At 73.3% G+C, this 22,060-nt stretch carries 17 protein-coding genes; 11 read left to right on the top strand and 6 right to left on the bottom strand.

Annotation, left to right across the window (positions count from 1 at the left end):
• Window positions 1-30 precede the first annotated feature (30 nt).
• The 4 genes from OHA55_RS19810 to OHA55_RS19825 all read left to right on the top strand — a co-directional run bounded on the left by OHA55_RS19810 (window position 31) and on the right by OHA55_RS19825 (window position 9,075).
• Entirely contained in the window at window positions 31-3,150 is a 3,120-nt protein-coding gene (locus OHA55_RS19810) for a protein kinase (protein ID WP_266708168.1), read from the top strand.
• Window positions 3,151-3,340: 190 nt separating this feature from the next.
• Entirely contained in the window at window positions 3,341-5,188 is a 1,848-nt protein-coding gene (locus tag OHA55_RS19815) for a protein kinase (protein WP_266710822.1), read from the top strand.
• Window positions 5,189-5,435: 247 nt separating this feature from the next.
• Window positions 5,436-7,112 carry a succinic semialdehyde dehydrogenase gene (locus tag OHA55_RS19820; protein ID WP_266708171.1) on the top strand — a complete coding sequence of 559 codons (1,677 nt, stop codon included), beginning with the start codon at window positions 5,436-5,438 and terminating at the stop codon, window positions 7,110-7,112.
• Window positions 7,113-7,194: 82 nt separating this feature from the next.
• A complete protein-coding gene (locus OHA55_RS19825; RefSeq protein WP_266708173.1) occupies window positions 7,195-9,075 on the top strand; it encodes a GMC oxidoreductase in 1,881 nt (626 codons plus the stop codon).
• Window positions 9,076-9,483: 408 nt separating this feature from the next.
• Here OHA55_RS19825 and OHA55_RS19830 read toward each other — a convergent pair whose 3' ends face one another.
• Window positions 9,484-9,786 (bottom strand): chorismate mutase, encoded by a 303-nt coding sequence (locus OHA55_RS19830; RefSeq protein ID WP_323180480.1) that lies wholly within the window; start codon window positions 9,784-9,786, stop codon window positions 9,484-9,486.
• Between the two features lie 431 nt (window positions 9,787-10,217).
• Here OHA55_RS19830 and guaA point away from each other — a divergent pair, with 431 nt between their 5' ends.
• Together guaA and OHA55_RS19840 are read left to right on the top strand one after the other, a co-directional pair.
• On the top strand, window positions 10,218-11,813 hold the full coding sequence (gene guaA, locus OHA55_RS19835) for a glutamine-hydrolyzing GMP synthase (protein WP_266708175.1): 1,596 nt from the start codon (window positions 10,218-10,220) through the stop codon (window positions 11,811-11,813).
• A gap of 226 nt (window positions 11,814-12,039) precedes the next feature.
• Window positions 12,040-13,308, top strand: a complete 1,269-nt coding sequence (locus tag OHA55_RS19840) for a hypothetical protein (RefSeq protein WP_266708177.1) — start codon at window positions 12,040-12,042, stop codon at window positions 13,306-13,308.
• A 14-nt stretch (window positions 13,309-13,322) separates the two neighbouring features.
• Here the strand turns inward: OHA55_RS19840 and OHA55_RS19845 are convergent, their stop codons facing one another.
• Window positions 13,323-13,700, bottom strand: a complete 378-nt coding sequence (locus OHA55_RS19845) for a hypothetical protein (protein WP_266708179.1) — start codon at window positions 13,698-13,700, stop codon at window positions 13,323-13,325.
• Between the two features lie 215 nt (window positions 13,701-13,915).
• Here OHA55_RS19845 and OHA55_RS19850 point away from each other — a divergent pair, with 215 nt between their 5' ends.
• Window positions 13,916-14,431 (top strand): DoxX family protein, encoded by a 516-nt coding sequence (locus OHA55_RS19850; protein WP_266708181.1) that lies wholly within the window; start codon window positions 13,916-13,918, stop codon window positions 14,429-14,431.
• Here OHA55_RS19850 and OHA55_RS19855 read toward each other — a convergent pair.
• Window positions 14,338-14,601: a hypothetical protein gene (locus OHA55_RS19855; protein WP_266708183.1), complete on the bottom strand. Its 264-nt coding sequence runs from the start codon at window positions 14,599-14,601 to the stop codon at window positions 14,338-14,340. The genes OHA55_RS19850 and OHA55_RS19855 overlap by 94 nt on opposite strands.
• A complete protein-coding gene (locus tag OHA55_RS19860) occupies window positions 14,588-16,030 on the bottom strand; it encodes a PspC domain-containing protein (protein ID WP_266708185.1) in 1,443 nt (480 codons plus the stop codon). Before OHA55_RS19860 ends, OHA55_RS19855 begins: the two co-directional genes overlap by 14 nt.
• Window positions 16,031-16,151: 121 nt before the next feature.
• Here OHA55_RS19860 and OHA55_RS19865 point away from each other — a divergent pair, with 121 nt between their 5' ends.
• The gene (locus OHA55_RS19865) at window positions 16,152-17,447 is read left to right on the top strand and encodes an ATP-binding protein (protein WP_266708187.1); all 1,296 of its coding nucleotides are present in this window, start codon (window positions 16,152-16,154) and stop codon (window positions 17,445-17,447) included.
• On the top strand, window positions 17,444-18,142 hold the full coding sequence (locus OHA55_RS19870; RefSeq protein ID WP_266708189.1) for a response regulator transcription factor: 699 nt from the start codon (window positions 17,444-17,446) through the stop codon (window positions 18,140-18,142). The genes OHA55_RS19865 and OHA55_RS19870 overlap by 4 nt, the downstream gene beginning before the upstream one ends.
• A gap of 34 nt (window positions 18,143-18,176) precedes the next feature.
• On the opposite strand, the gene OHA55_RS19875 is transcribed toward OHA55_RS19870, so the two are convergent.
• Window positions 18,177-19,241 (bottom strand): C40 family peptidase, encoded by a 1,065-nt coding sequence (locus tag OHA55_RS19875; RefSeq protein ID WP_266708190.1) that lies wholly within the window; start codon window positions 19,239-19,241, stop codon window positions 18,177-18,179.
• Between the two features lie 434 nt (window positions 19,242-19,675).
• On the opposite strand from OHA55_RS19875, the gene OHA55_RS19880 reads away from it, so the two are divergent.
• Window positions 19,676-20,029: a hypothetical protein gene (locus OHA55_RS19880; RefSeq protein WP_266708191.1), complete on the top strand. Its 354-nt coding sequence runs from the start codon at window positions 19,676-19,678 to the stop codon at window positions 20,027-20,029.
• A 70-nt stretch (window positions 20,030-20,099) separates the two neighbouring features.
• Entirely contained in the window at window positions 20,100-20,831 is a 732-nt protein-coding gene (locus OHA55_RS19885; RefSeq protein ID WP_266708192.1) for a hypothetical protein, read from the top strand.
• Window positions 20,832-20,901: 70 nt separating this feature from the next.
• Here the strand turns inward: OHA55_RS19885 and OHA55_RS19890 are convergent, their stop codons facing one another.
• On the bottom strand, window positions 20,902-22,056 hold the full coding sequence (locus tag OHA55_RS19890) for an NlpC/P60 family protein (protein ID WP_266708193.1): 1,155 nt from the start codon (window positions 22,054-22,056) through the stop codon (window positions 20,902-20,904).
• Window positions 22,057-22,060: the final 4 nt, after the last annotated feature.

Genomic DNA, 22,060 nt, shown 5'->3' on the forward strand with positions numbered 1-22,060 from the left:
CCGGGGGACCGTGCGCTCTGGGGAGGCGTCGTGGACGACTACGCGGGTCGGGTGCTTGCCGACCGCTACCGCCTTCCGCTGCCGCCGAACGACGCCTACGAACTCCTGGAAACCCGGGCCTTCGACACCTACAGCGGCCAGGAGGTCCTGGTCCGGCAGGTACCGCTGCCCGAGGTCGTCGACGCCGAGGTGCTCGACGGCGACGGCCGGCCGTCGCCCGTGCGCCGGGCCACCGGCCGGGCGGTCCGCCGCTCCTCCGACCCGGTGGTGCGCCGGGCGATAGAGGCCGCGCAGGCCGCCGCCCAGGTCCCGGACCACCCGCGACTGGACCAGGTCTTCGACGTGTTCGCCGAGGCGGGCTCGCTCTGGATCGTGAGCGAGCTGGTCCCCGCTCGCCCCCTCGCCGCGCTGCTGGCCGAACGCCCCCTCAACCCCTACCGTGCCGCCGAGATCGGCTCCGACGTGCTTACCGCCCTGCGGGTGCTGCACGCGCACGGCTGGACCCACCGCAACATCACCGTGCGCACGGTGCTGGTCTGCGACGACGGCCGGGTGATGCTGACCGGCCTCGCGGCGGGCGCCGCCGAGGAGGCCCTCTGCGGGTACGTCACCGTGCCCCGGCCCGACCTGGAGGAACCCGAACTCCCGCCCCGGCGGCAGGAGGACGGGAACAGCGACGACGTCGGCGACGAGGCTGGTGACGCGTACGAGGACGGTGACGCGTACGAGGACGAGCGCGAGTACGCGGGCGAGGGCGAGTACGAGGGTGAGGGCGAGTACGCGGGCGAGGGCGGGTACCCTTCCGCGACGCCCGCCGCGCTTCCGCCGACGCCTGCCGCGCTTCCGCCCGCGACGCCCGCCCCCGCCCCGTACACCGCTCCCGACCCGTACGCCGGCCGTCCGGAGTACGCACCGCGGCCCGAACCCCGTGACCCGTACGCGAAGGGTGCCCGGGCGTACCCCGGCGCGCACCACCCCGCGCCGGTCGCGCCTCCCGCGCCGGTCGCGCCTCCCGCGGTGGTGGAGGGCGGCAGCCACGAGCTGGTGCCTCGCCCTGCCGCACCCCCCGCCGTCCCGCAGCACCGCCCTCCGGGCCCGGAGACGCCGCCCGCCGATCCCGGCGCCGCGAGCGCCGCACAACTGCGGGCCGCCCGGGCCGGCGCCATAGCGGCCTACCGCGCGGGCGCCCTCGCGGCCTCGGCCCGGGTCAGCGAGGAGCAACAGCGCGCCGAGGAGCAGCGGCTCCCGGAGGAGCGGCGCCGGGCCGAGGAGCAACTGCTCGCCGAAGAGCGGCGTCGGGCCGAGGAAGCGCGCCTCGCGGAGGAGCAGCGGCTCGCGGAGGCGTCCGAGGGGCCGGGGCTGCTGCCGCCGCCGCGTCCCGCCGCCGGGGCGCTGCCCCCGCTGCCCAGCGGCTGGGGCCGCTCGTCCGCCGACCTCTACCCCGACCGGTACGACGAGGAGGACGACGAGGAGGACGACGACCCGGAGGATCCGGGCCCGGCCGCGCCCGGCCGCCGCGTCCACCTCGCCGGCTCCTGGGAGGACGGCCACTCCGGCCGCCCCGTACCCGCCGGTGGCTCCGGCGCCGACTCCCTGCGGGCGGACACCCGCCGAGAGGTGCTGCCCGCAGCCCGCTCGCGGGCCGCCGTCGAGCGGGTCCCGGCCGGAGGCTGGGACGCCGTGGTCGCCGCCGGTGACCAGGGGCCCGTCTACCGGGGACCCGCGACCCCGCTCGCCGCCGAACGCGCCCGGCAGACCCGCATCGCCGTCGTCGGAGCCGTCACCGAGCGGTGGGCGCCCGAACAGGCCGGACCGGTCCACGAGAACTGGCAGCTCGCCCCTCCCATCGGCCCCGCCACCGACCTCTGGGCGCTCGGCGCGCTGCTCTACCGCGCGGTCCAGGGCCACGCGCCCTACCCGGAGGAGAACGCCGCCGAGCTCGTCCAGATGGTGTGCGGAGAGCCGCCCGCCTTCGCGGAGGAGTGCGGTCCGCTGCGGCCCGTCGTGGAGTCGCTGCTGCGCCAGGACCCCGCCGAGCGGCCCGACTTCGAGGAGCTCCGCGGCTGGCTGCGCTCCCTGATCCGGTCCGCCCCGGAGCCCGAAGCGGGCTCGGACGTCGTACCGCTGCCCGCCGACGACGCCACCAAGCTGCCCATCGTCCGCCGTAAGGGCGAGCTCGTGCGCAGGCGCAGGGGCCGCCGCTTCCGTTCCGCCGCGCAGGGCCGGCACCGCCAGGGCGCCCACGGCGGTCCGGGCGTCCAGGCCGAGGGCGGGCTGGAGTCCCTGGGGCTGCACGCCTACCCGGAGACCGACGAGCGGGAGTACCGGGAGCCCCCGCAGCAGCACGCGTACCACCAGCCCCAGGAGACGCAGAGCCGCAGGCCACCGCGCGGACCGCGCGAGCCCAAGGTGCTGCGGGACAACGGCGACCGGCCGCCGCGCCGGCTCGGCCGGCTGTTCCTCGTGCTCATCCTGCTGGCGCTGGCGGCCGCCGTGGTCTACGCGATGGCGTTCATGCCGAAGAAGGATTCCGGTACGCGCACCGGCGCCGCCTCCACGCCGGCGGCCACCGGCTCCTCCGCGCCTGAGGCGGGTTCGGCACCGCCCGCCGAGAAGCCGTCCCCCTCGGCCACCGGCAAGTCCACGGAAGCGCCCGGTACCCAGGATCCGCAGACCAGCCGCTCCGCCGTCGCGCTGCCGCCGGGGTACACGCTCCGCACGGACCCGGAGGGGTTCGAGGTGGGCGTGCTGAAGGACTGGCAGCGCAGCCCGGCCAACTCCGACGGACAGATCCGCTACGGCAGCGACGGGTTCAGCCTGGTCGTCGTGCCGGGCCGGGACACCGTGCAGGCCAACGGCTCCGATCCGCTGGCCTACCAGCGGGACAAGGAAGCGGAGTTGCAGCCGTTCCGGGACTCCTCCTGGGCCACGGCCATGGGGCTCCGCCGGGTCGACGTCGGCCGGCAGGCCATGGCCGAGGGGCAGTACACCTGGCAGGACGTCAACGGCCGTGAGGTGTACGTCCGCAACCTCGCGATGATCGTCGACGGCCGGTACCACGTCATCCAGGTCATCGGCCCGGTCAACGAGCGCGATCAGGTCTCCAGCATCTACCAGCAGGTCATCTCCTCGTACAAGGTCACCTCCTGACGGTCCGGTATGTGCCGGTACGACGCCGTGCGGGGTCATCACAGTGCGGTCTCGTGGGCGGTGCGAGGTTCCCCGGCTCCCGGCCCCTCCGTAATCTGGCACCCGAGGAACGGGGCGGGGACGACACGTGGATCACTCATCGAACAGCGGCAGGCGCACCGGGAAGGCCGCCGCGACGGCGCCGGGGCTGGTGCTCGCCGGGCGGTACCGGCTGGAGGACGTGCTGGGCCGGGGCGGCATGGGCAAGGTGTGGCGGGCGCAGGACGAACTGCTCCACCGCACCGTCGCCGTCAAGGAACTGACCGCCGGGCTGTACGTCGCGGAGGCCGACCGGCTCGTCCTGCACGCCCGTACCCGCAAGGAGGCGCGGGCCGCCGCCCGCATCAGCCACCCCGGTGTCGTCACCGTCCACGACGTGCTGGACCACGACGACCGCCCGTGGATCGTCATGCAGTACGTCGACGGGCCGTCACTCGCCGACTCCACCAAGGAGAACGGTGAGTCCACCCCGCACGAGGCGGCGCGGATCGGGCTCGGGGTGCTCGGCGCGCTGGGCGCCGCGCACGCCGCCGGAGTGCTGCACCGGGACGTCAAGCCCGGCAACGTGCTGCTCGCCCGCGACGGACAGATCCTTCTCACCGACTTCGGCATCGCCGCCATCGAGGGCGACTCGACCATCACCCGGACCGGCGAACTCATCGGCTCCATCGACTATCTGGCGCCCGAGCGGGTGCAGGGCCACGACCCCGGCCCCGCCTCCGACCTCTGGTCGCTCGGCGCCACGCTGTACGCGGCGATCGACGGCCGGTCGCCGTTCCGGCGCTCGTCCCCCATCGCGACCATGCAGGCGGTCGTCACCGACGAACCGTCGATCCCCCCGTCGGCCGGCACGCTCGGCCCGGTGATCGCCGCCCTGCTCTGCAAGGACCCGGCGGGCCGGCCCTCGGCCGCCGAGACCGAACGGATGCTCCGCTCCGTGCTGACCGGCCGCGAACCGCGCACCGCGCAGGTGTACGTGGACACGCGGCACTACCCGGGCGAGACCCGGAACGAGACGGCCCCGCAGGCGACGGCCGGTGGGACGGCGGCGCAGGCCACCGGGCCGACCGCCGTACGGGCGGGACAGACGGGTCGGGCGACCGGGCCGACCGCACCGGTGGGCCCCGGGACCGCGCAGAGCTCGCCCACCCACGGCCACGCCACCCCGGCCGGGCAGCCGGTGACGGCCCCGCCCACGCCCGGGTTCGGCGCCCCCACACCGCCGGCCGGCCTTCCGTACGGGACACCGCCGGGCACCACCACCGCGGCGACCGGGCCGAAGCCCGGATCGCGGCGGCGCAACACGGTGGTGGCCGTGGTGGTCGCCGCGGTGCTCGGCACCGGGGCCGGACTGGGCGCGATGCACTTCGCCGGTGGCGGCTCGGGCGACGACGCCGCGCCGCCCTCGCCGACGCTCAGTGCGAGGGAGTCCGCCACTCCGGGCCCCTCGGACGGCAGCTCCTCGGGTTCCTCGGCCGGCCCCTCCGACGCCGCCTCGCCGTCCGACGGCACCGGCGGACTGGCGGACGGCCCGATACCGGAGGGCTGGAAGCGGGTGGAGGACCCGGCCGGCTTCACCATCGCCGTACCCGAGGGCTGGGAACGCCGGACGGAAGGCACCCAGATCGACTACACCCCGGACGAGGGCGGGCACCGCATCCGCATCAGCCTTGACCCGGCGCCCGACTTCGAGACCCCGTACACCCACATGCTCGAGATGGAGAAGAACCTCAGGAACCGGCTGCCCGGGTACAGCCGCATCTCCCTGGACGAGAACACCTTCCGCGACTACCCCGGCTCGATCTGGGAGTTCACCTGGACCGAGACGAAGGACCATCCCGGGGAGCGGCGCGGCATCGACCAGATGTACTTCGCCGGCGAGACCGGAGGGCCGGAGTACGCGCTTTACCTGACCGCTCCGGTGGACGACTGGGACGACACCCGGCAACTGTTCGACACGATGCTCAGGAGCTGGCGCCCGCCCGCGTCCGTCGAGTGACCCGCACGAGGGGGCGGTGAGCATGCCCGGCCGTGTGTGCCGGGTGGGTCGCGCGGGGCGGGTCCTCGGGAGGGGTGCGAGGGTCTGGTACGAGGGCCGGGCCGCCGCCCCGAATTCCTGCCGCCGCACCGGCAACCGCCCTGATCAGCGGTTATGCCGCCAGTGATCGCTGGCTGGGTGTGGGGAGTGTGAAAAGGCTGTTACCCACGGGTACCCAAAGTCGTCCGGTGGACTTACCCTCGCCCTCATGACGGACTCGAAGGCAGCGGACTCGCAGGCAGCCGGCCCGAAGACGGCGGACCCGAAGGCGGCGGACCCCCTGACGGCCGCGGCCACCCCGGGCACCAACCCGGTGGCCCCGGCCCCGGCGGGCGTACGCACGGCGGCCGACGTGGTCACCCCCGACCTGGTCGCCCGGCTGGTCCGGGGCGTCGTCGGCTCCGGGCGGACCGCCAACCACACCCCGATCACCGGGGAGAAGCTGGCCGACCTGCCGGAGTCCACCCCCGAGGACGTGGCGACCGCCTTCGAACGGGCCCGCGCCGCCCAGCCCGCCTGGGCCGCCACCCCCGTACGCGCCCGGGCCGCCGTACTTCTCCGTTTCCACGACCTCGTCCTCCAGCGCCAGGCCGAGGTGCTCGACCTCATCCAGCTGGAGACCGGCAAGGCCCGGCTGCACGCCCACGAGGAGGTGCAGGCCGTCGCCGTCGCCTCCCGTCACTACGGGCGCAAGGCACCCGCGTACCTGCGCCCGAAGCGGCACACCGGAGTCGTGCCGACCCTCACCAAGGTCACCGAACTGCGCCAGCCGCGCGGGGTCGTCGGTCAGATCGCCCCCTGGAACTACCCGCTCGAACTCTCCGTCGGCGACGCGCTGCCCGCCTTCGTCTCCGGCAACGCCGTCGTGATGAAGCCCGACACCGAGACCGCGCTCACCGCCCTCTGGGCCCGTGACCTGCTGGTCGAGGCCGGGCTGCCCGCCGAGGTCTTCCAGGTGGTGCTCGGCGAGGGACCGGTCGTCGGCCCCGAGGTCGTCCAGCGCGCGGACTACGTCTCCTTCACCGGCTCCACCCGCACCGGCCGCGAGGTCGCCCAGGGCGCGGCGGCCCGGCTCGTCGGCGTCTCGCTGGAACTCGGCGGCAAGAACCCCATGCTGGTGCTGGCCGACGCCGACGTGGAGAAGGCCGCAGCCGGAGCCGTCCGCGCCTGCTTCTCCTCCGCCGGCCAGCTCTGCATCTCCATCGAGCGGCTCTACGTCCACGAGTCCGTCGCCGACGACTTCCTGGCCCGGTTCGCCGCGCGTACCAAGGCGATGCGGCTCGGCGGCTCCCTCGCGTACGGCGCCGACATGGGCTCGCTCGCCGGAGAACGCCAGCTGGAGGCCGTCGTCCGGCACGTGGACGAGGCCGTCGCCAAGGGCGCCACCCTCGTCGCCGGCGGGACGGCGCGCCCCGACATCGGCCCGCTCTTCTACGAGCCGACCATTCTGGAAGGCGTCGAGGCGCCCATGGAGGTCTGCGCCCAGGAGACCTTCGGTCCGGTCGTCTCCGTCTACCGCTTCCGCGACGAGGACGAGGCGATCGCCCTCGCCAACGCCACCCCGTACGGCCTCAACGCGAGCGTCTGGACCAAGGACTCCCGGCGCGGGCACCGGGTCGCCGCCCGCCTGAACACCGGCACGGTCAACATCAACGAGGGGTACGCCCCCGCCTACGGCAGCGTGCAGTCCCCGATGGGCGGCATGAAGGACTCCGGCCTCGGCCGCCGGCACGGCTCCGAGGGCATCCTCAAGTACACCGAGGCCCAGACCGTCGCCCAGCAGCGGCTGATCCCGCTCGCCCCGGCCTTCGGGATGGACGACGAGAAGTACGCGGCGTTCATGAGCCGCAGCCTCAAGGCGATGAAGGCGTTCCGGCTGCGCTGACCCGTCCGGCACGCCCCGGGCAGCCGACGTCCGTACAGACAGATCAAGAAGGTTCCACCCGAGGTTCGCGACGAGGAGAGCCATGCCCGAGGACAGCCCTGCCCGCAACCAGGCCGACACCGCCTCCGAGACCGCCTCCGAGACCGCCTCAGGCACCGCCTCCGGCACTGCCTCCGGCACCTCTTCCGAGGCCGCCTTCGACTACGACGTCCTCGTCGTCGGCTCGGGGTTCGGCGGGGCGGTCTCCGCGCTCCGCCTGACCGAGAAGGGGTACCGGGTCGGCGTGCTGGAGGCGGGCCGCCGCTTCACCCCGGGGACGCTCCCCAAGAACTCCTGGGACCTGAAGAACTACCTGTGGGCCCCCGCCCTCGGCCTCTACGGCATCCAGCGGGTGCACCTCCTCGGCAAGGTCATGGTGCTGGCCGGAGCCGGGGTCGGCGGCGGCTCGCTCAACTACGCGAACACGCTGTACGTGCCGCCCGCCGCGTTCTTCGAGGACCGCCAGTGGGCCTCCATCACCGACTGGCAGGACGAGCTGCGGCCCTACTACGACCAGGCCACCCGGATGCTCGGGGTCCGGCTCAACCCGACGACGACCCCCTCCGACGTGCACCTCAAGGCGACCGCCGAGGCGATGGGCGTCGGCGACACCTTCCACCTGGCACCCGTCGGGGTGTTCTTCGGCGACGGCCGGGACGCCGACGGCACGGCGAAGGCCGAGCCCGGCGGCACGGTCGCCGACCCGTACTTCGGCGGCGCGGGGCCCGCCCGCAAGGCCTGCACCGAGTGCGGCGAGTGCATGACCGGCTGCCGCCACGGCGCGAAGAACACCCTCACCGAGAACTATCTCCACCTCGCCGAGAAGGCCGGAGCCGTCATCCACCCGATGACCACCGTGCTCTCCGTCACCGAGGACCCGCAGGGCGGCCACCGGGTCGCGACCGTCCCCACCGACCGCCGCCGCAAGGCCGCGCCCACCACGCTGCGGGCCCGGTACGTGGTCGTCGCGGCGGGCACGTACGGCACCCAGACCCTGCTCCACCGGATGAAGGACGAGGGACGCCTGCCCCGGCTCTCGGACCGGCTCGGCGAGCTGACCCGTACCAACTCCGAGGGGCTGGTCGGCGCGCAGACCAGCGACCGCCGCTACCGCCGCAGGCACGGCACGAAGCCCGATTTCACCAAGGGCGTCGCGATCACCTCGTCGATCCACCCGGACTCCAGCACCCACATCGAGCCGGTCCGCTACGGCAAGGGCTCCAACGCCATGGGCGGCCTCACCATCCTCCAGGTGCCCTTCGCGAAGCGGCGGGTGCTCGCCTGGCTGGGCAGCGTGGTCAGGCACCCCACGATCGCGGCCCGCTCGCTCTCCAACCGGAAGTGGTCGGAGCGGACCATCATCGGGCTCGTCATGCAGTCGCTCGACAACTCGCTGACCGCCTACCGCAAGCCCAGCGGCATCGGAAAGGGCCTGCTCACCGCCCGCCAGGGGCACGGGGCACCCAACCCGACGCAGATCGCCGAGGCGACGCAGGCCGCCTCGCTCCTCGCCGAGGAGATCAACGGTTTCGCGGGGTCCAACATCGGCGAGCTGATGGGCACCCCGCTCACCGCCCACTTCCTCGGCGGCTGCCCGATCGGGGCGAGCCCGGCCGAGGGCGTCATCGACCCGTACCACCGGCTGCACGGCCACCCGGGCATCTCCGTCGTGGACGGCTCGGCGGTCTCCGCCAACCTGGGCGTCAACCCGTCGCTGACGATCACCGCGCAGGCCGAACGCGCCATGTCGTTCTGGCCGAACAAGGGAGAACCCGACCCGCGACCGGCCCCCGGCGAGGTGTACGAGCGGCTGACTCCGGTGGAGCCCGTCGCACCGGCGGTGCCCGAGGAGGCGTTCGGCGCGCTGAAGCTGCCGTTCCTGGGCATCCCGGCCGTACCGCCGAAGCGGGCGGAGAAGGACTGAGGGCGTCGGCCCACGGGTCGGTCCGCGAGCCGAAGGGCTCCCGGAGGACAAACCGAGGGGGCCGGCTCCGGGCGTCCCCGGAGCCGGCCCCCACGGGTGACCGGGCTGCTGTCCCCTGCCGACCGGCCACCAGGTCCGTATCAGGTTCCGGGCGGGGCCCAGAACTCGATACGGACCCTGACGCCGGGACGCGGTCCCACGACGCACCTGAGATACGTCACACGTCCGAGCGGAGCCACACGCGCTTTCCTGCCGACGCCGCCCCTGGTTGGCACGGACACCCCGAACAACGAAGCCCGGTCGGGGCCGGACACGCTCCGTACGGGTGAGACGGCGACCGAACGGGGGTGCGGCCGTACAGTCCTGCGCGCAGCCGCGCGCCCCGCGCATCCCCGCTCCGCGCCGGGTTCACACCCGGCCGCGGCAGAGCTCCAGCAGCGTCATCGCGAGCGGGGTACCGGGCTTCCCGAGCGCGTCCCGGAAGTGGTTGAGCACCTCCATCTCCCGGGAGAGGTTCACCCGGCGGCCCCCGGACGTGATCCTCGCCTCCTGGATGACCGCCGACACCGCCATCCGTTCCTGCACCAGGCCGATGATCCGGTCGTCCAGCGCGTCGATCCGCGTCCGGGCGCCGCCGATCAGCGCGGCGGCCTCCTCGGTGTGCGCCCCGGTGATCTCCGTCGGGGTCTTCGGGGTCTTCGGGCTCTTCACGGCGGTGGCCGGCTCCGCCGGTGTGGCCGCGGGCACGGCGGTGGTCGTGGCGGCGGGCGCGGCGGCGGGCGCGGTGGTCGTGGCGGCGGAGGTGCTGGTGATGCTCATGGTCGGACTCCCGGTCGGGTACGGGCCCCGGTCCGACGGCCCCCGAACGCCAAAACGCCCCGGGCCTGTCGGCCCGGGGCGTCTGGAAGGTCGCTCGTCAGTTGCTCAAGCAGCACGACCATGACACCCGGCGGGCCGGGTGCCATAGGTAAAGACGAAGATCGTGTGCTGACGCATGGCACCCAGTATGGACCCGCTCCGGTCCGGCGCCCAAGCCCGGGCCCGGATGGTGAGACGGCGGACGGAACGGGAGGAGCGAGGCGTCTTCGCCGCGGCCGGTAACATTGAAGGACCGACCCCTCTCACCGCCGGAAGGCCGCCTCGTGCCAGCAGCACCCCCCGCCGCCCCCGACATGACCACCGACGTGGTTCTCGTCGTCGACTTCGGCGCGCAGTACGCCCAGCTCATCGCCCGCCGTGTCCGCGAGGCCCGGGTCTACAGCGAGATCGTCCCGTCCACCATGCCGGTGGCCGAGATGCTGGCGAAGAACCCCCGCGCGATCATCCTGTCCGGCGGCCCGTCCTCGGTGTACGCGGAAGGCGCGCCTTCGATCGACCGCTCGCTGTTCGAGGCCGGGATCCCGGTCTTCGGCATGTGCTACGGCTTCCAGCTGATGGCGACCACGCTCGGCGGCACCGTCGACGACAACGGTGCCCGCGAGTACGGCCGTACCCCGCTCACCGTCACCAAGTCGGGCTCCACCCTCTTCGAGGGCACCCCCGACGAGCAGGCCGTCTGGATGTCGCACGGCGACGCCTGCTCCGCCGCCCCCGAGGGCTTCACCGTGACCGCGTCCACCGACGTCGTCCCGGTCGCCGCCTTCGAGAACGACGAGAAGAAGCTCTACGGCGTCCAGTACCACCCCGAGGTCATGCACTCGACCCACGGGCAGCAGATCCTGGAGCACTTCCTCTACCGCGGTGCGGGCATCGAGCCGAACTGGACGACCACCAACGTCGTCGAGGAGCAGGTCGCCCTCATCCGCGAGCAGGTCGGCACCAAGCGCGCCATCTGCGGCCTCTCCGGCGGCGTGGACTCCGCGGTCGCCGCGGCCCTCGTGCAGAAGGCCATCGGCTCCCAGCTGACCTGCGTCTACGTCGACCACGGCCTGATGCGCAAGGGCGAGACCGAGCAGGTCGAGAAGGACTTCGTGGCCGCCACCGGCGTCCAGCTGAAGGTCGTCGACGCCGAGAAGCGCTTCCTCGACGCGCTCGCCGGGGTCTCCGACCCGGAGCAGAAGCGGAAGATCATCGGCCGCGAGTTCATCCGCGTCTTCGAGCAGGCCCAGGCCGAGATCATCGCCGAGGGCGCCGCCGACGGAGAGCAGGTCGCCTTCCTCGTGCAGGGCACCCTCTACCCGGACGTCGTCGAGTCCGGCGGCGGCACCGGCACGGCCAACATCAAGTCGCACCACAATGTCGGCGGTCTCCCCGACGACATCGAGTTCGAGCTGATCGAGCCGCTGCGCCAGCTGTTCAAGGACGAGGTCCGGATGGTCGGCCAGGAGCTCGGCCTGCCGGAGGAGATCGTCCAGCGCCAGCCGTTCCCCGGCCCCGGCCTGGGCATCCGCATCGTCGGTGACGTCACCAAGGAGCGCCTCGACCTGCTGCGCGAGGCCGACGCCATCGCCCGCGAGGAGCTGACGGCCGCCGGTCTCGACCGCGAGATCTGGCAGTGCCCGGTGGTCCTCCTCGCCGACGTCCGCTCGGTCGGCGTCCAGGGCGACGGCCGCACCTACGGTCACCCGATCGTGCTGCGCCCGGTGTCCTCCGAGGACGCCATGACGGCCGACTGGTCGCGCCTGCCGTACGAGACGCTGGCGAAGATCTCCACCCGCATCACCAACGAGGTCGCCGACGTCAACCGCGTCGTCCTCGACGTGACGAGCAAGCCGCCGGGGACCATCGAGTGGGAGTAGTCCTCCCCGCGACCCCCTGACGATGCCGCCGTTCCCCCTCGGGGAGCGGCGGCATCGCCGCGTCCGGGCCGGTCGGCCGCCCCGCACGGCACCTCGTGGGGGCACAGGTGCGCGAAACCGGTCCCGCGGGCCGCCCCGATGCGGCCCGAAGGCGCCCGGTACGGCACAATTCACAAAAAACGTAAGTGAGTTGGCTGTACCGGGGCGGGAAAGGGCGGCGTAGGTCGTGGCGTTGGACGAGGCGAGGGCACGCGGGACGCACGGCGGGAGCTGTACGTGCGGCGACTGCCCGCACGGAGCACGCGAAGGACACCGGCGCGCGGTCGCCGCCTTCCTCGCCAAACGGGACGAACTAGCCGCCGGGAAGGGACTGCCCGCCGGGGTACGGCAGTCGCCCTCGGCCTCCCGGCAGTGGGTCTCCGACGAGCTGACCGGGGCCGCCCGGGCGGTCGCCGACCGCGGCCGGGAAGCCGGTGACGCCTGGCTCCACCTGGTACGGCTGCGGACCCTTGCCGTCATCGCGGTCGCCCTCGTCGCGCTCGTCCTCGGCGAGACCGCCACAGCGATCGGCGCCGGCTGGTCCACCGCCCGTACCGCCGGGCTGATCGCCGGGCTCGTCACCGCCGCGCTGCTGGCCGTAGCCGCCTCGTACCACCGGGCACGCGGCGGTCTCCTCGCCCCACTCATCGGCGAGGACAACCGGCTCTCCACCTCGCGGACCGTCGCCGCCGTCTGGGTGCTGCTCGCCGTCTTCGCCGTCCTGGTGCTCTCCCTCCAGCTCGCCGGGGCCTCCGACCACGAGGAGCGGGACGCGCTCATCGACGGGCTGGACCTGACGCGTTCGGCGGGGGTGCTGACGGTGCTGGCGCTGGTCTGCGCCGTCGCCGTCGTCGTCCGCCGGGTCGTCTCCGTACGCGTCCTGGCGCAGCGGCTCCAGAAGCTGCGGGCGGACCGGCCGCGCGCGGCCGACCTGCTGACCGACGACTCCGGCCGCGGCAGCTTCACGGACGTGAGTTACGTGCTGGTCAACGGCGTCGCGGTGCTCTTCGCCGCGGTCCGCCTCGCCCGCCGGCCCGAGCAGCTCCCGGACCTGCCGTGGGGGCTCGCGCTGCTGGTGGCGGTCTCGGCGGCGACCTACTTCGCGGGGAAGTACGCCGAGGGCGGCCGGCCGGTGGTTCTCTCCGTCGTCCGGTCCCGCGAGGCCGGCGAGCTGGACGCCCCCATCCGTACCGGCGACGACATCGAGATCCGGGGCGCCGGATTCGTACCGCCCGGCGCGGGAGGCCCGGCCGGGCTGGCCCGGCTCGTCGTCCGGATAGGGACGGTCCACGTCCACGTCCCGCTGATCCCCGTCAGCGGCGGCTTCGCCAACCCGACCGACACCGTCCTCACCGTGCCCGTCCCGGTGGAGGTCGAACCCGGCTCGGTGGACGTCCAGGTGGTGACCGCCGCCGGGGTGGAGACCAACAGCTGCCGGATCGACGTGACGGACTGACCCCCGGGTCGCCCTCAGAACAGCGGCGACCGCACGAAGGCCGTGAAGACCGTACCGGCGAGGATCAGCCAGAGCAGGACCGTGCTGGTCAGCAGGGAGCGCGCGACGGGGAGTGCGGCCGGGCGGTCGCGGAGCGAGGCGACGATCCACCCGCAGGCCGCGCCGAGGAACGGCAGCCCGAAGAGCACCAGGGCGGCGCGCTGCAGAGCGAGCTTCGCCTCGTGGTTGCCCTGCCAGTCGGTGGCGCTCTTGTTCCGGACCGTCTCCTCGGCGGAGTACCAGAACCCGAGGAGCAGCGGGACCAGGAGCACGGCGGTCACCATGAGCAGGACCGCGACCTTGCGGCGGACCGGGGAAGCCTGGGAGTCCTGGAGGTCCTGGGAATCCGTCATGCGGGCATCGTCGACGGAGACCCGCGTGCACCGCTACCCGTACCGCGTACGGAGACGGAAGAGGTGCGGGTTCGTGACGCACCCTCCCCGGTGCGGCGGACGGACCTGCGCGGCGGACGGACCTGCGCGGCCCGAACGGGTCGCCCCGCGGGGCCCGCGTACGTATGTTCTTACGTATGGTCTGTTGACGGGGCAACGGAAAGGTGGGGCAGTTCATGCAGGGCCACGGAAGCAACGGTTACGGACGCGTTCCCGGCGAACCCAAGGGGCTGCGGGAGTACGCGCGCGAGTTCGCGCTGCTGCCGCTGCGCGTCTTCCTCGGCGTCACGTTCATCTACGCCGGGCTCGACAAACTGACGGACAGCACGTTCCTGTCGTCGAGCGGCGCCGGTTCGATCGGCGACCAGATGCGCGGGGTGCGCGACTCCGCCGGCGCCCCCTGGCTCGTCGACCTGGCCCTGCACGGCCCGGTCGGCTTCGGGTACGCCATCGCGCTCGGCGAACTCGCCGTCGGCATCGGCACCCTGTTCGGGCTCTGGGGCCGGCTCGCCGCACTCGGCGGCGCCCTGATCTCGCTGAGTCTCTGGCTCACCGTGAGCTGGCAGGCGACCCCGTACTACTACGGCAACGACCTCGTCTACCTCATGGCCTGGCTGCCGCTGCTGCTCGCCGGATCGGGCCCCTTCTCGCTGGACACGCTCCTGCCGCCGCGCCGCCGCCGGAGCCTGTAGGCGACCCAGGCGGCCACGGCGGCGAGGAAGAGACCGCCGCCCAGCACGGCGACGAAGAACACCCACGGCGCCCGCCAGGCCCCGGCCCAGTCGGCCGCGTACCCGGCCGACAGGGCCAGCAGGGTCAGGCCGGCCAGCGCGCGGCCCGGCCGGAACTCATGAAGCAGCACGGGTGACCTCCACCTGTCCGAGACCGACTTCCAGGCGCAGCTCGACCGTACCGGCCGGGTCCGCGCCCCTGGGGGGCGCGAGCGTGCGGGTGGTCCGGCGGTCCGGCGCGATGTCGATGTCCTGCCCGGCCGGATCGCCGGGCAGGGTCACGTCCCCGAGCCCGACCTCGGCCCGCACCCGGACCGTCGCGTCCTGCGGGACGACCACCACCACGCGCCCGGCCCCCACCTCCACCCGGGTGGAGAGGGTGGTCCCCAACGGGACGTCCAGACCGGACAGGTCGAGCCGGGCGGTGCCGGCCCCGATGTCGTACGACGGTTCCAGGGCGGCGGCGGTGACGGGACGCCACTGGGTCCGCGCCCAGGTCGTCCCGATGTCCCTCGGCAGTACCGTCGACGCCGCGAGCACCCCCGTGACGAGCAGCGCGAACACCAGCGTCCCGAAGCCGGTCCGCCCGAGGAACGAGGCGACCAGCAGCCCCACCCCGAGCACGGCCAGCGCCGCGACGGCTCCGATCTGGAGGCTCTCGCCCAGCGGATGCCTGTCCCAGCCGGGCCACGCCGCGGCCACCCCGGCGACGATCGCCAGGAACCGCACCAGGAACCCGATCGAGTGCGGCCCGTGGGTGCGCTCCCTCGGATCGGTGGCGACCGGCGGCAGCCCGTCGGCGGCCGGCGGTACGTACGTCCCATGCCTTCCGGCCACCCGGCGCACCCGGCGCGCCCGGCCCGCCGCGTCCGCCAGGTGCGAACCGCCCGCCCTGCCGGGCACCGCGTCCGCCGGGCCCCACAGATAGCCGGAGCCCACCGGCCCCGTCGTGCCGTCCTTGACGATCGGGTCCCGCCACCACGAGGGCCCGGCCGGCGCCGGGGGCGCCTGGACCTCCGGCGGCACCGAGCCCCGTCCGGCGGGCGGCGGAGGAGGAGTGACGCGTACGGCGGGCGGTACGGAGTCCCCGGCGGCCCGGTCCGGCTCGGTCTCCGTGGCGGCGGCACGGCCGTGCCGGGTCCACACCGAGAACCCGGCCACGGCCACCACCAGCATGGCGGCGAACGCCAGCACCCCGCCGTTGTTGATCATCGAGAGGAAGAGCCCGCAGCCGACCAGCGCGAGGAGCAGCGCCACCAGCGACGCGCCCTCCACCCGGCCGGAGAGCAGCCTGCGGAACTCGTTCTCCTCCTCGCCCTCCACCGGGAGCAGCAGCCACGCGAAGCCGTAGACGATCAGCCCGGTGCCGCCCGCGACGGCGAGGACGCCGAGGACCACGCGGAAGATGACCGGGTCCACGTCGAAGTAACGGCCTAGACCGCCGCACACCCCCGCCACCACCTTCTGCCGGGGGCTCCGCGTCAGCTGCGGCTTCGGTGCGCTCTTCGGTGCGCCGGGGGGCGCCTCGCCGGGGGGCGCGGCGGACGGGGAAGCGGTCATGGCTCCATGGTGACGGCCCGAAGGCTTCCGTGGGACCCACGGCGACCCTGGTCGTTCCCTGATATGGGAGTAGGGGCCGTCCCTGATGCCCCGGCACACCCGGACGTGTGACGATCGGTCCATGCCAACCGCCACGTCCCGAGCCGCCGGTGCGCCGGTCACCGACCCGGAGGAACCACCGGCGCGCAAGCTGTACCGCAGCGCCGAGGGGCGGATGCTGGGCGGCGTCGCGCGTGGCCTCGCCGGGCACCTCGGACTCCCGGTCGTCTGGGTGCGGCTCGTCTTCCTCGGACTGTTCCTGGCGGACGGCCTCGGCGCGCTGCTCTACGCGGTGTTCTGGATCGTGGTGCCGCTCGGCGTCGGCGGAGTCGGTGGTGTCGACGGCTCGCGCTCCCTTTTCGAGACGGACCCGGACGGCATCCGCCGGCTCCGCAAGCCCGACAAGGGACAGGTCTTCGCCCTCGTCGGGCTCTTCGTCGGCGCCCTGATCTTCCTCGCCAACGTCAACATGGGCAGCGGCGCCGACCGCTACATCTGGCCCATCCTCCTCATCGGCGCCGGCTCCGTGCTGGTCTGGCGGCAGGCCGACAACGCCCGCCGCGCCCAGTGGATGGAGGTGGGCCGCCGCCGCGGCATGCTGCATCTCGCGCGCGGACTCGCCGGGGTCGCGCTCGTCGGCCTCGGGCTCGCCGCCTTCCTGGTGGTACGCGGCTCGGCCGCCCAGCTCGGCAACGTCCTCACCGCAGCCATCGCGGTCCTCACCGGCATCGCGCTGCTGGCCGGCCCCTATCTCGTACGGATGACCCAGGACCTCTCCGAGGAGCGCCTGATGCGCATCCGCGCCCAGGAGCGCGCCGAGGTCGCGGCCCACGTCCACGACTCGGTGCTGCACACCCTCACCCTGATCCAGCGCAACGCCGAGGACGCCGGAGAGGTCCGCAGGCTGGCCCGCGCCCAGGAACGCGAGCTGCGGAACTGGCTGTACGACCCCACCGGCACCGGCAAGGACGCCGACGACGAACCCACCACCCTCGCCGAGGCCGTGAAACGCGCCGCCGCCGAGGTCGAGGACAAGCACGGCGTCCCGCTGGAGGTCGTCGTCGTCGGCGACTGCCCGCTGGACGAGAAGATCACCGCCCAGCTCCAGGCCGCGCGCGAGGCGATGGTGAACGCAGCCAAGTACGGTGGCGAGGGCGGCGCGGTCCAGGTCTACGCGGAGGTCGAGGGCCGGACGGTCTTCATCTCCGTACGCGACCGGGGGCCCGGGTTCGACCTGGACGCGGTCCCCGAGGATCGCATGGGTGTACGAGAATCGATCGTCGGCCGGATGCGGCGCAACGGCGGCACGGCCCGGCTCCGGTCGGTGCCCGGCGGCGGCACGGAAGTCGAGCTGGAGATGGAGAGGGCGGGCGAATGACCGAGAACACCGAAGCGGCGACCCAGGGACCGGAGCGCCGGGTACGGGTCGTCCTCGTGGACGACCACCGGATGTTCCGCACCGGCGTCCAGGCCGAGATCGGCCGCACCGAGGAGACCGGGGTCGAGGTCGTCGGCGAGGCCGCCGACGTCGACCAGGCCGTCACCGTCATCACGGCGACCCGCCCCGAGGTCGTCCTCCTCGACGTCCACCTCCCCGGCGGCGGCGGCGTCGAGGTGCTGCGCCGCTGCGCCCCGCTGATGTCGGCCGCCCAGAACCCGGTCCGCTTCCTCGCGCTCTCCGTCTCCGACGCGGCCGAGGACGTCATCGGGGTCATCCGGGGCGGCGCCCGCGGCTACGTCACCAAGACGATCACCGGCGACGACCTGGTCAACTCCGTCTTCCGGGTGCAGGAGGGCGACGCGGTCTTCTCGCCCCGCCTGGCCGGCTTCGTGCTCGACGCCTTCGCTTCCACCGACGCCCCGCCCGTCGACGAGGACCTGGACCGGCTCACCCAGCGCGAGCGCGAGGTGCTGCGGCTGATCGCCCGGGGATACGCGTACAAGGAGATCGCGAAGCAGCTCTTCATCTCGGTGAAGACGGTGGAGTCGCACGTCTCCGCGGTGCTCCGCAAGCTCCAGCTCTCGAACCGCCACGAGCTGACCCGCTGGGCGACCGCCCGCCGGCTGGTCTGACGCGTCGCGCTCGTCGTTCGCGAGGCATGAGCCGTCACGCCACCCGGGTCGCCCCCGCGAACGGCATCTGGTCGATCGGGGCGATCCGGATCGGCGCTCCCGGGTGCGGGGCGTGGATCATCTTGCCGTCGCCGATGTACAGGCCGACATGGCTGATCCCGGAGTAGAAGAACACCAGGTCACCGGGGGCGAGCTGGGAGCGGGAGACCCGCTGCCCGGCGTTGATCTGGGTGTAGGTGGTGCGTGGCAGCGAGACGCCCGCCGCCTGCCAGGCGGCCTGGGTGAGGCCGGAGCAGTCGTACGCGGACGGGCCGGTGGCGCCCCAGACGTACGGCTTGCCGAGCGCCCCGTACGCGAAGGCGACGGCCTGCGCGGCGCGGGAGTTCGGGGCGGCGACGGCGCCGGGCGCGGCACTCGTGCCACCGGTGCCGGAGGAGCCGCCGGTGCCGGAGGCGTCCTCGTATCCGGCGCGCTCGGCGGCGGTGAGGGTGTGCAGGAGCTTGCGGGCGTCGGCGAGGCTGCTGGTGATCTTCTTCTTGTGCCGGGCCAGCTCGGCCTCGCGGTCGGCGAGCACGGCGGACTCGTCCTCGGCCCGGGCCCGGACCTGGTCGATCCCGGCGATCTGGCGCCGGATGCCGCTGATGGCCCCGGCCTGGCGGTCGCCCGCCATCGCGACGTACGAGGAGCGTTCCAGGTACTCGTCGGGGTCCGAGGTCAGCAGCAGCTGGAGCGCGGGGTCCAGCCCTCCCGAGCGGTACTGCGCGGCGGCGAGCGAACCCAGCTCGTGCCGGGAGTCGTTGAGGAGAGCCGTGCGGCGGGCCGCCTCGTCGCGCAGCGCGTCCACCGAGCGGGCGGCCTCGCCGGCCTTCTCCCTGGCGCCGTTGTACCGCTCGGTGGCGGCCTCGGCGTCCCGGTAGAGCTGGTCCACCTTCGCCTTGACCTGGGCCGTGGTGAGCCGGGGCTCCGCCTGGGCGGAACCGGTCGCGGCGGTCGCGGTGGCCGCCCCGGCGAGCGCCAGGGCGGCGGCGGAGCGGGCAGCAGAACCGGTGAAGAGGCGCTGCTTGGGCTTGCGGTGAGCTGATTTCCGGTGCGCGGCCACGAGGTCCGCATCCTTCCTGTCGGCTGCCCGCCCGGGGGGTACCGGCGGGCCCGGCGGACCCCGGCGGCGCGCGCCACATGGGGGAGGGCGGGCACCACCGGGATCGTTCGGCCAGGTGACCGGTGCCACCCGTCAGGGGGCGGCAAGGCGGGCCGGTCACCCAGGGCGTGTCGTCGAAGTGCCATGCCTCCGGCCGGATGACGGCACTTTGACGACACGCCCTGGGAGGGACGCTAACCCCGGGGTCGGCCCAGAAGGCGTCATGATCGAAATTGACCTCCGGTGACGTTTCGCCTTCGGAGTGTGACCGTCGGAGTGGAGGGTGACCCGGTCATATTCGTGCAGCTTCGGGAAAAGGCCGCCAGGGGCATCGAGCGACGAGTAAGCCCCACCTGACCGTCGAGGGGTGATACGGCCGTCGTTAGGCTGCCGGCATGTCTGTACTCATCCATGTCTTCGTCGCCCTGCACATCATCGGCATCGCCTCCCTGCTGGGCGGCTTCCTGACACAGATGAAGGCGATGGGTACCAACACCGCCCGGTTCTCGCCCGCGATGCTGCACGGCGCACTCACCATGCTGGTCACCGGCATCGCCCTCGTCGGCTTCCACCAGGCCGACGACAGCCCGGTCAACAACGTCAAGATCGGCATCAAGCTGCTGATCCTCGTCGTGATCCTGGCCCTCATCTACCTCAAGCGCGACGAGGAGAAGGTGTCCAAGGGCGCCTTCGCCGCCGTCGGCGGACTGACCGTCGCCAACATCTTCATCGCCACCCTCTGGACCTGATCGGGCCCGGGCGGGCGACCTGATCCCGCCCTGCGGGGGTGTGTCGGCGCGGCCCCTTAGGGTGCCGGGCATGATCACACGCCCCACGGAAAACGCGGACGGGCCGTACGGCGCCGCCTTTCTGCCACGCTGCCGGATCGACCTCGAAGCGGCGGAGATGCCGGTCGCCGAGCCGGTGGCGAAGTTCGGCGGGGACCCGGTCTGGCTCTCCGCACCCGCCTGGCCGGTGGACCCGCACTCCGGGGTGCCGCTGGTGTTCGTCGGCCAGTTCCCGGTCCCCGGCGACGAGCTCCGCCTGGCCTACCTCTTCCTCGGCGAGGAGGACATGATCATGGGCGGGCTGGGGCCGGAGGACGGGGACGGCGTCCTGCTGGTCCAGCCCGGCGGCCGCATACCCTCCTTCGCCGCGATCGGTCCGCCCGGAACGCGCGGCCGGACGCTCTGGCGCTGGGGGCCCGACGACGCGGAGATCCCCGTCGAGTGGCGCGTCCACCTGCGTCCGGTGGAGCCGGAGGTGGACCGCTCCATCGACGCCCAGGCCGCCTGGGAGCGTGGCATGCGGGGTGAAGGTCCGGCCGTCGCCCAGCCCGGCGGCGAGGACCTGCACGACTACGTCGGCGGAACCGCCTGCTATCCGAACCACGAGGCGCGGGTGGACGCCCCCTGGCAGTTCCTCTTCAAGCTGAGCGACGCCGGCGAGGCCGAGGACGACCCGTACTTCCTCAACTTCGGTTACGGCTACGGATTCGCCTTCGTCAGCCCCGACCACCGCGAAGGACGCTTCTACTGGGAATGCTCGTAGCCGCCGCTCCGGTCCGGCACCCGGCAGGCGGGGGCCGGACGGTGTGGCGGGGGCGGGAGCAGCCCGCCGGTCAGCCCGGGCGGACGCTGCCGTAGATCGGCATGTAGTAGATCGACTCCTCGCGGACGTACGCCCCCGGCTTCGGCGCGTGGACCATCATCCCGTCGCCCTTGTAGATGCCCACGTGGCTGATGTCGTCGTAGAAGAAGATCAGGTCGCCGGGCTGGAGGTCGGCCGTCGCGACCCGTGTCCCGACGTTGACCTGGTCCCAGGTCGTGCGTGGCAGGTCCACGCCCGCCTCCCGCCAGGCCGCCTGGGTCAGGCCGGAGCAGTCGTACGACGCCGGGCCGGTGGCCCCCCACACGTACGGCTTGCCGATCTGGGACTCGGCGAACGCCAGCGCCTTCGCGCCCTTGGACGACGCGGCGGTGGTCGAGCCGGTGGAGGTGCCGGTGCCGGTGGTCGCCGTGTCCGATCCCGAGGCGGCGGCTTCGGCGGCCGCCTTGTCGGCTGCGGCCTTCGACGCGGCGGCCTGCTCGGCGGCGAGCTTCTCCGCCTTCTTCTTCGCCTCGGCCTCCTTCTTCCGCTCCAGCTCCGCCAGGCGCGCCTTCTCCTCGGCGGTCAGCTTCGACAGCAGCGTGCGCGCCTCGGCCAGCTTGTTCTGCACCGTCTGCTTGCTGGTGCGCAGATCCTCCTGCGACGCCGTCAGCGCCTCCAGGCTCTTGGTGGCCTCGGTGCGCTTCTCGGCCGCCGCCAGCTGCTGGGTACGGAAGTCGGAGACCGCCTTCTCCTGCTGACCGCTGCGTCGCTTCATCAGCTGGTCCTGGTCGAAGTACGACTGCGGGTCGTCCGCCAGGAAGAACGTCATCGAGGACGCCAGACCTCCGGTGCGGTACTGGGCCGCCGCGTAGTTGCCGAGCGCGCGACGGGCCTCGTTCACCTTCTCCGCCCGCTGGGCCGCCTCCTCCAGCAGGGCGTCCACCTTGTCCTGCTGATCGGCGGTGGAGTCCTTGGCCCGGTTGTACTCCTGGGTCGCCGATCCCGCCTGACGGTAGAGGTCGTCGACCTTCTTCCGTACCTCCTCGATGCTCGGCTGGGGCGCCGAGGGGGCGGCCGTCGCGCTCTGCGCCGAGAGCAGCGTCACCGACGCCAGCGCGACCGTGGTGAACCCCACAGCCGGTGACGTCACGCGCATCGGGGCGCGCGGCTTGCGATGCGATGCCAAGACG

Origin of the sequence: Streptomyces sp. NBC_00102, assembly GCF_026343115.1 — a bacterium.
GTDB lineage: Bacteria > Actinomycetota > Actinomycetes > Streptomycetales > Streptomycetaceae > Streptomyces.

Bases quoted from the DNA above. Each gene is read 5' to 3' on its own strand.
- OHA55_RS19885 (WP_266708192.1), top strand. From the start codon at position 20,100: ATGATCACACGCCCCACGGAAAACGCGGACGGGCCGTACGGCGCCGCC.
- OHA55_RS19870 (WP_266708189.1), top strand. From the start codon at position 17,444: ATGACCGAGAACACCGAAGCGGCGACCCAGGGACCGGAGCGCCGGGTA.
- OHA55_RS19860 (WP_266708185.1), bottom strand. From the start codon at position 16,030: ATGACCGCTTCCCCGTCCGCCGCGCCCCCCGGCGAGGCGCCCCCCGGC.
- OHA55_RS19865 (WP_266708187.1), top strand. From the start codon at position 16,152: ATGCCAACCGCCACGTCCCGAGCCGCCGGTGCGCCGGTCACCGACCCG.
- OHA55_RS19845 (WP_266708179.1), bottom strand. From the start codon at position 13,700: ATGACGGATTCCCAGGACCTCCAGGACTCCCAGGCTTCCCCGGTCCGC.
- OHA55_RS19880 (WP_266708191.1), top strand. From the start codon at position 19,676: ATGTCTGTACTCATCCATGTCTTCGTCGCCCTGCACATCATCGGCATC.
- OHA55_RS19820 (WP_266708171.1), top strand. From the start codon at position 5,436: ATGACGGACTCGAAGGCAGCGGACTCGCAGGCAGCCGGCCCGAAGACG.
- OHA55_RS19850 (WP_266708181.1), top strand. From the start codon at position 13,916: ATGCAGGGCCACGGAAGCAACGGTTACGGACGCGTTCCCGGCGAACCC.
- OHA55_RS19825 (WP_266708173.1), top strand. From the start codon at position 7,195: ATGCCCGAGGACAGCCCTGCCCGCAACCAGGCCGACACCGCCTCCGAG.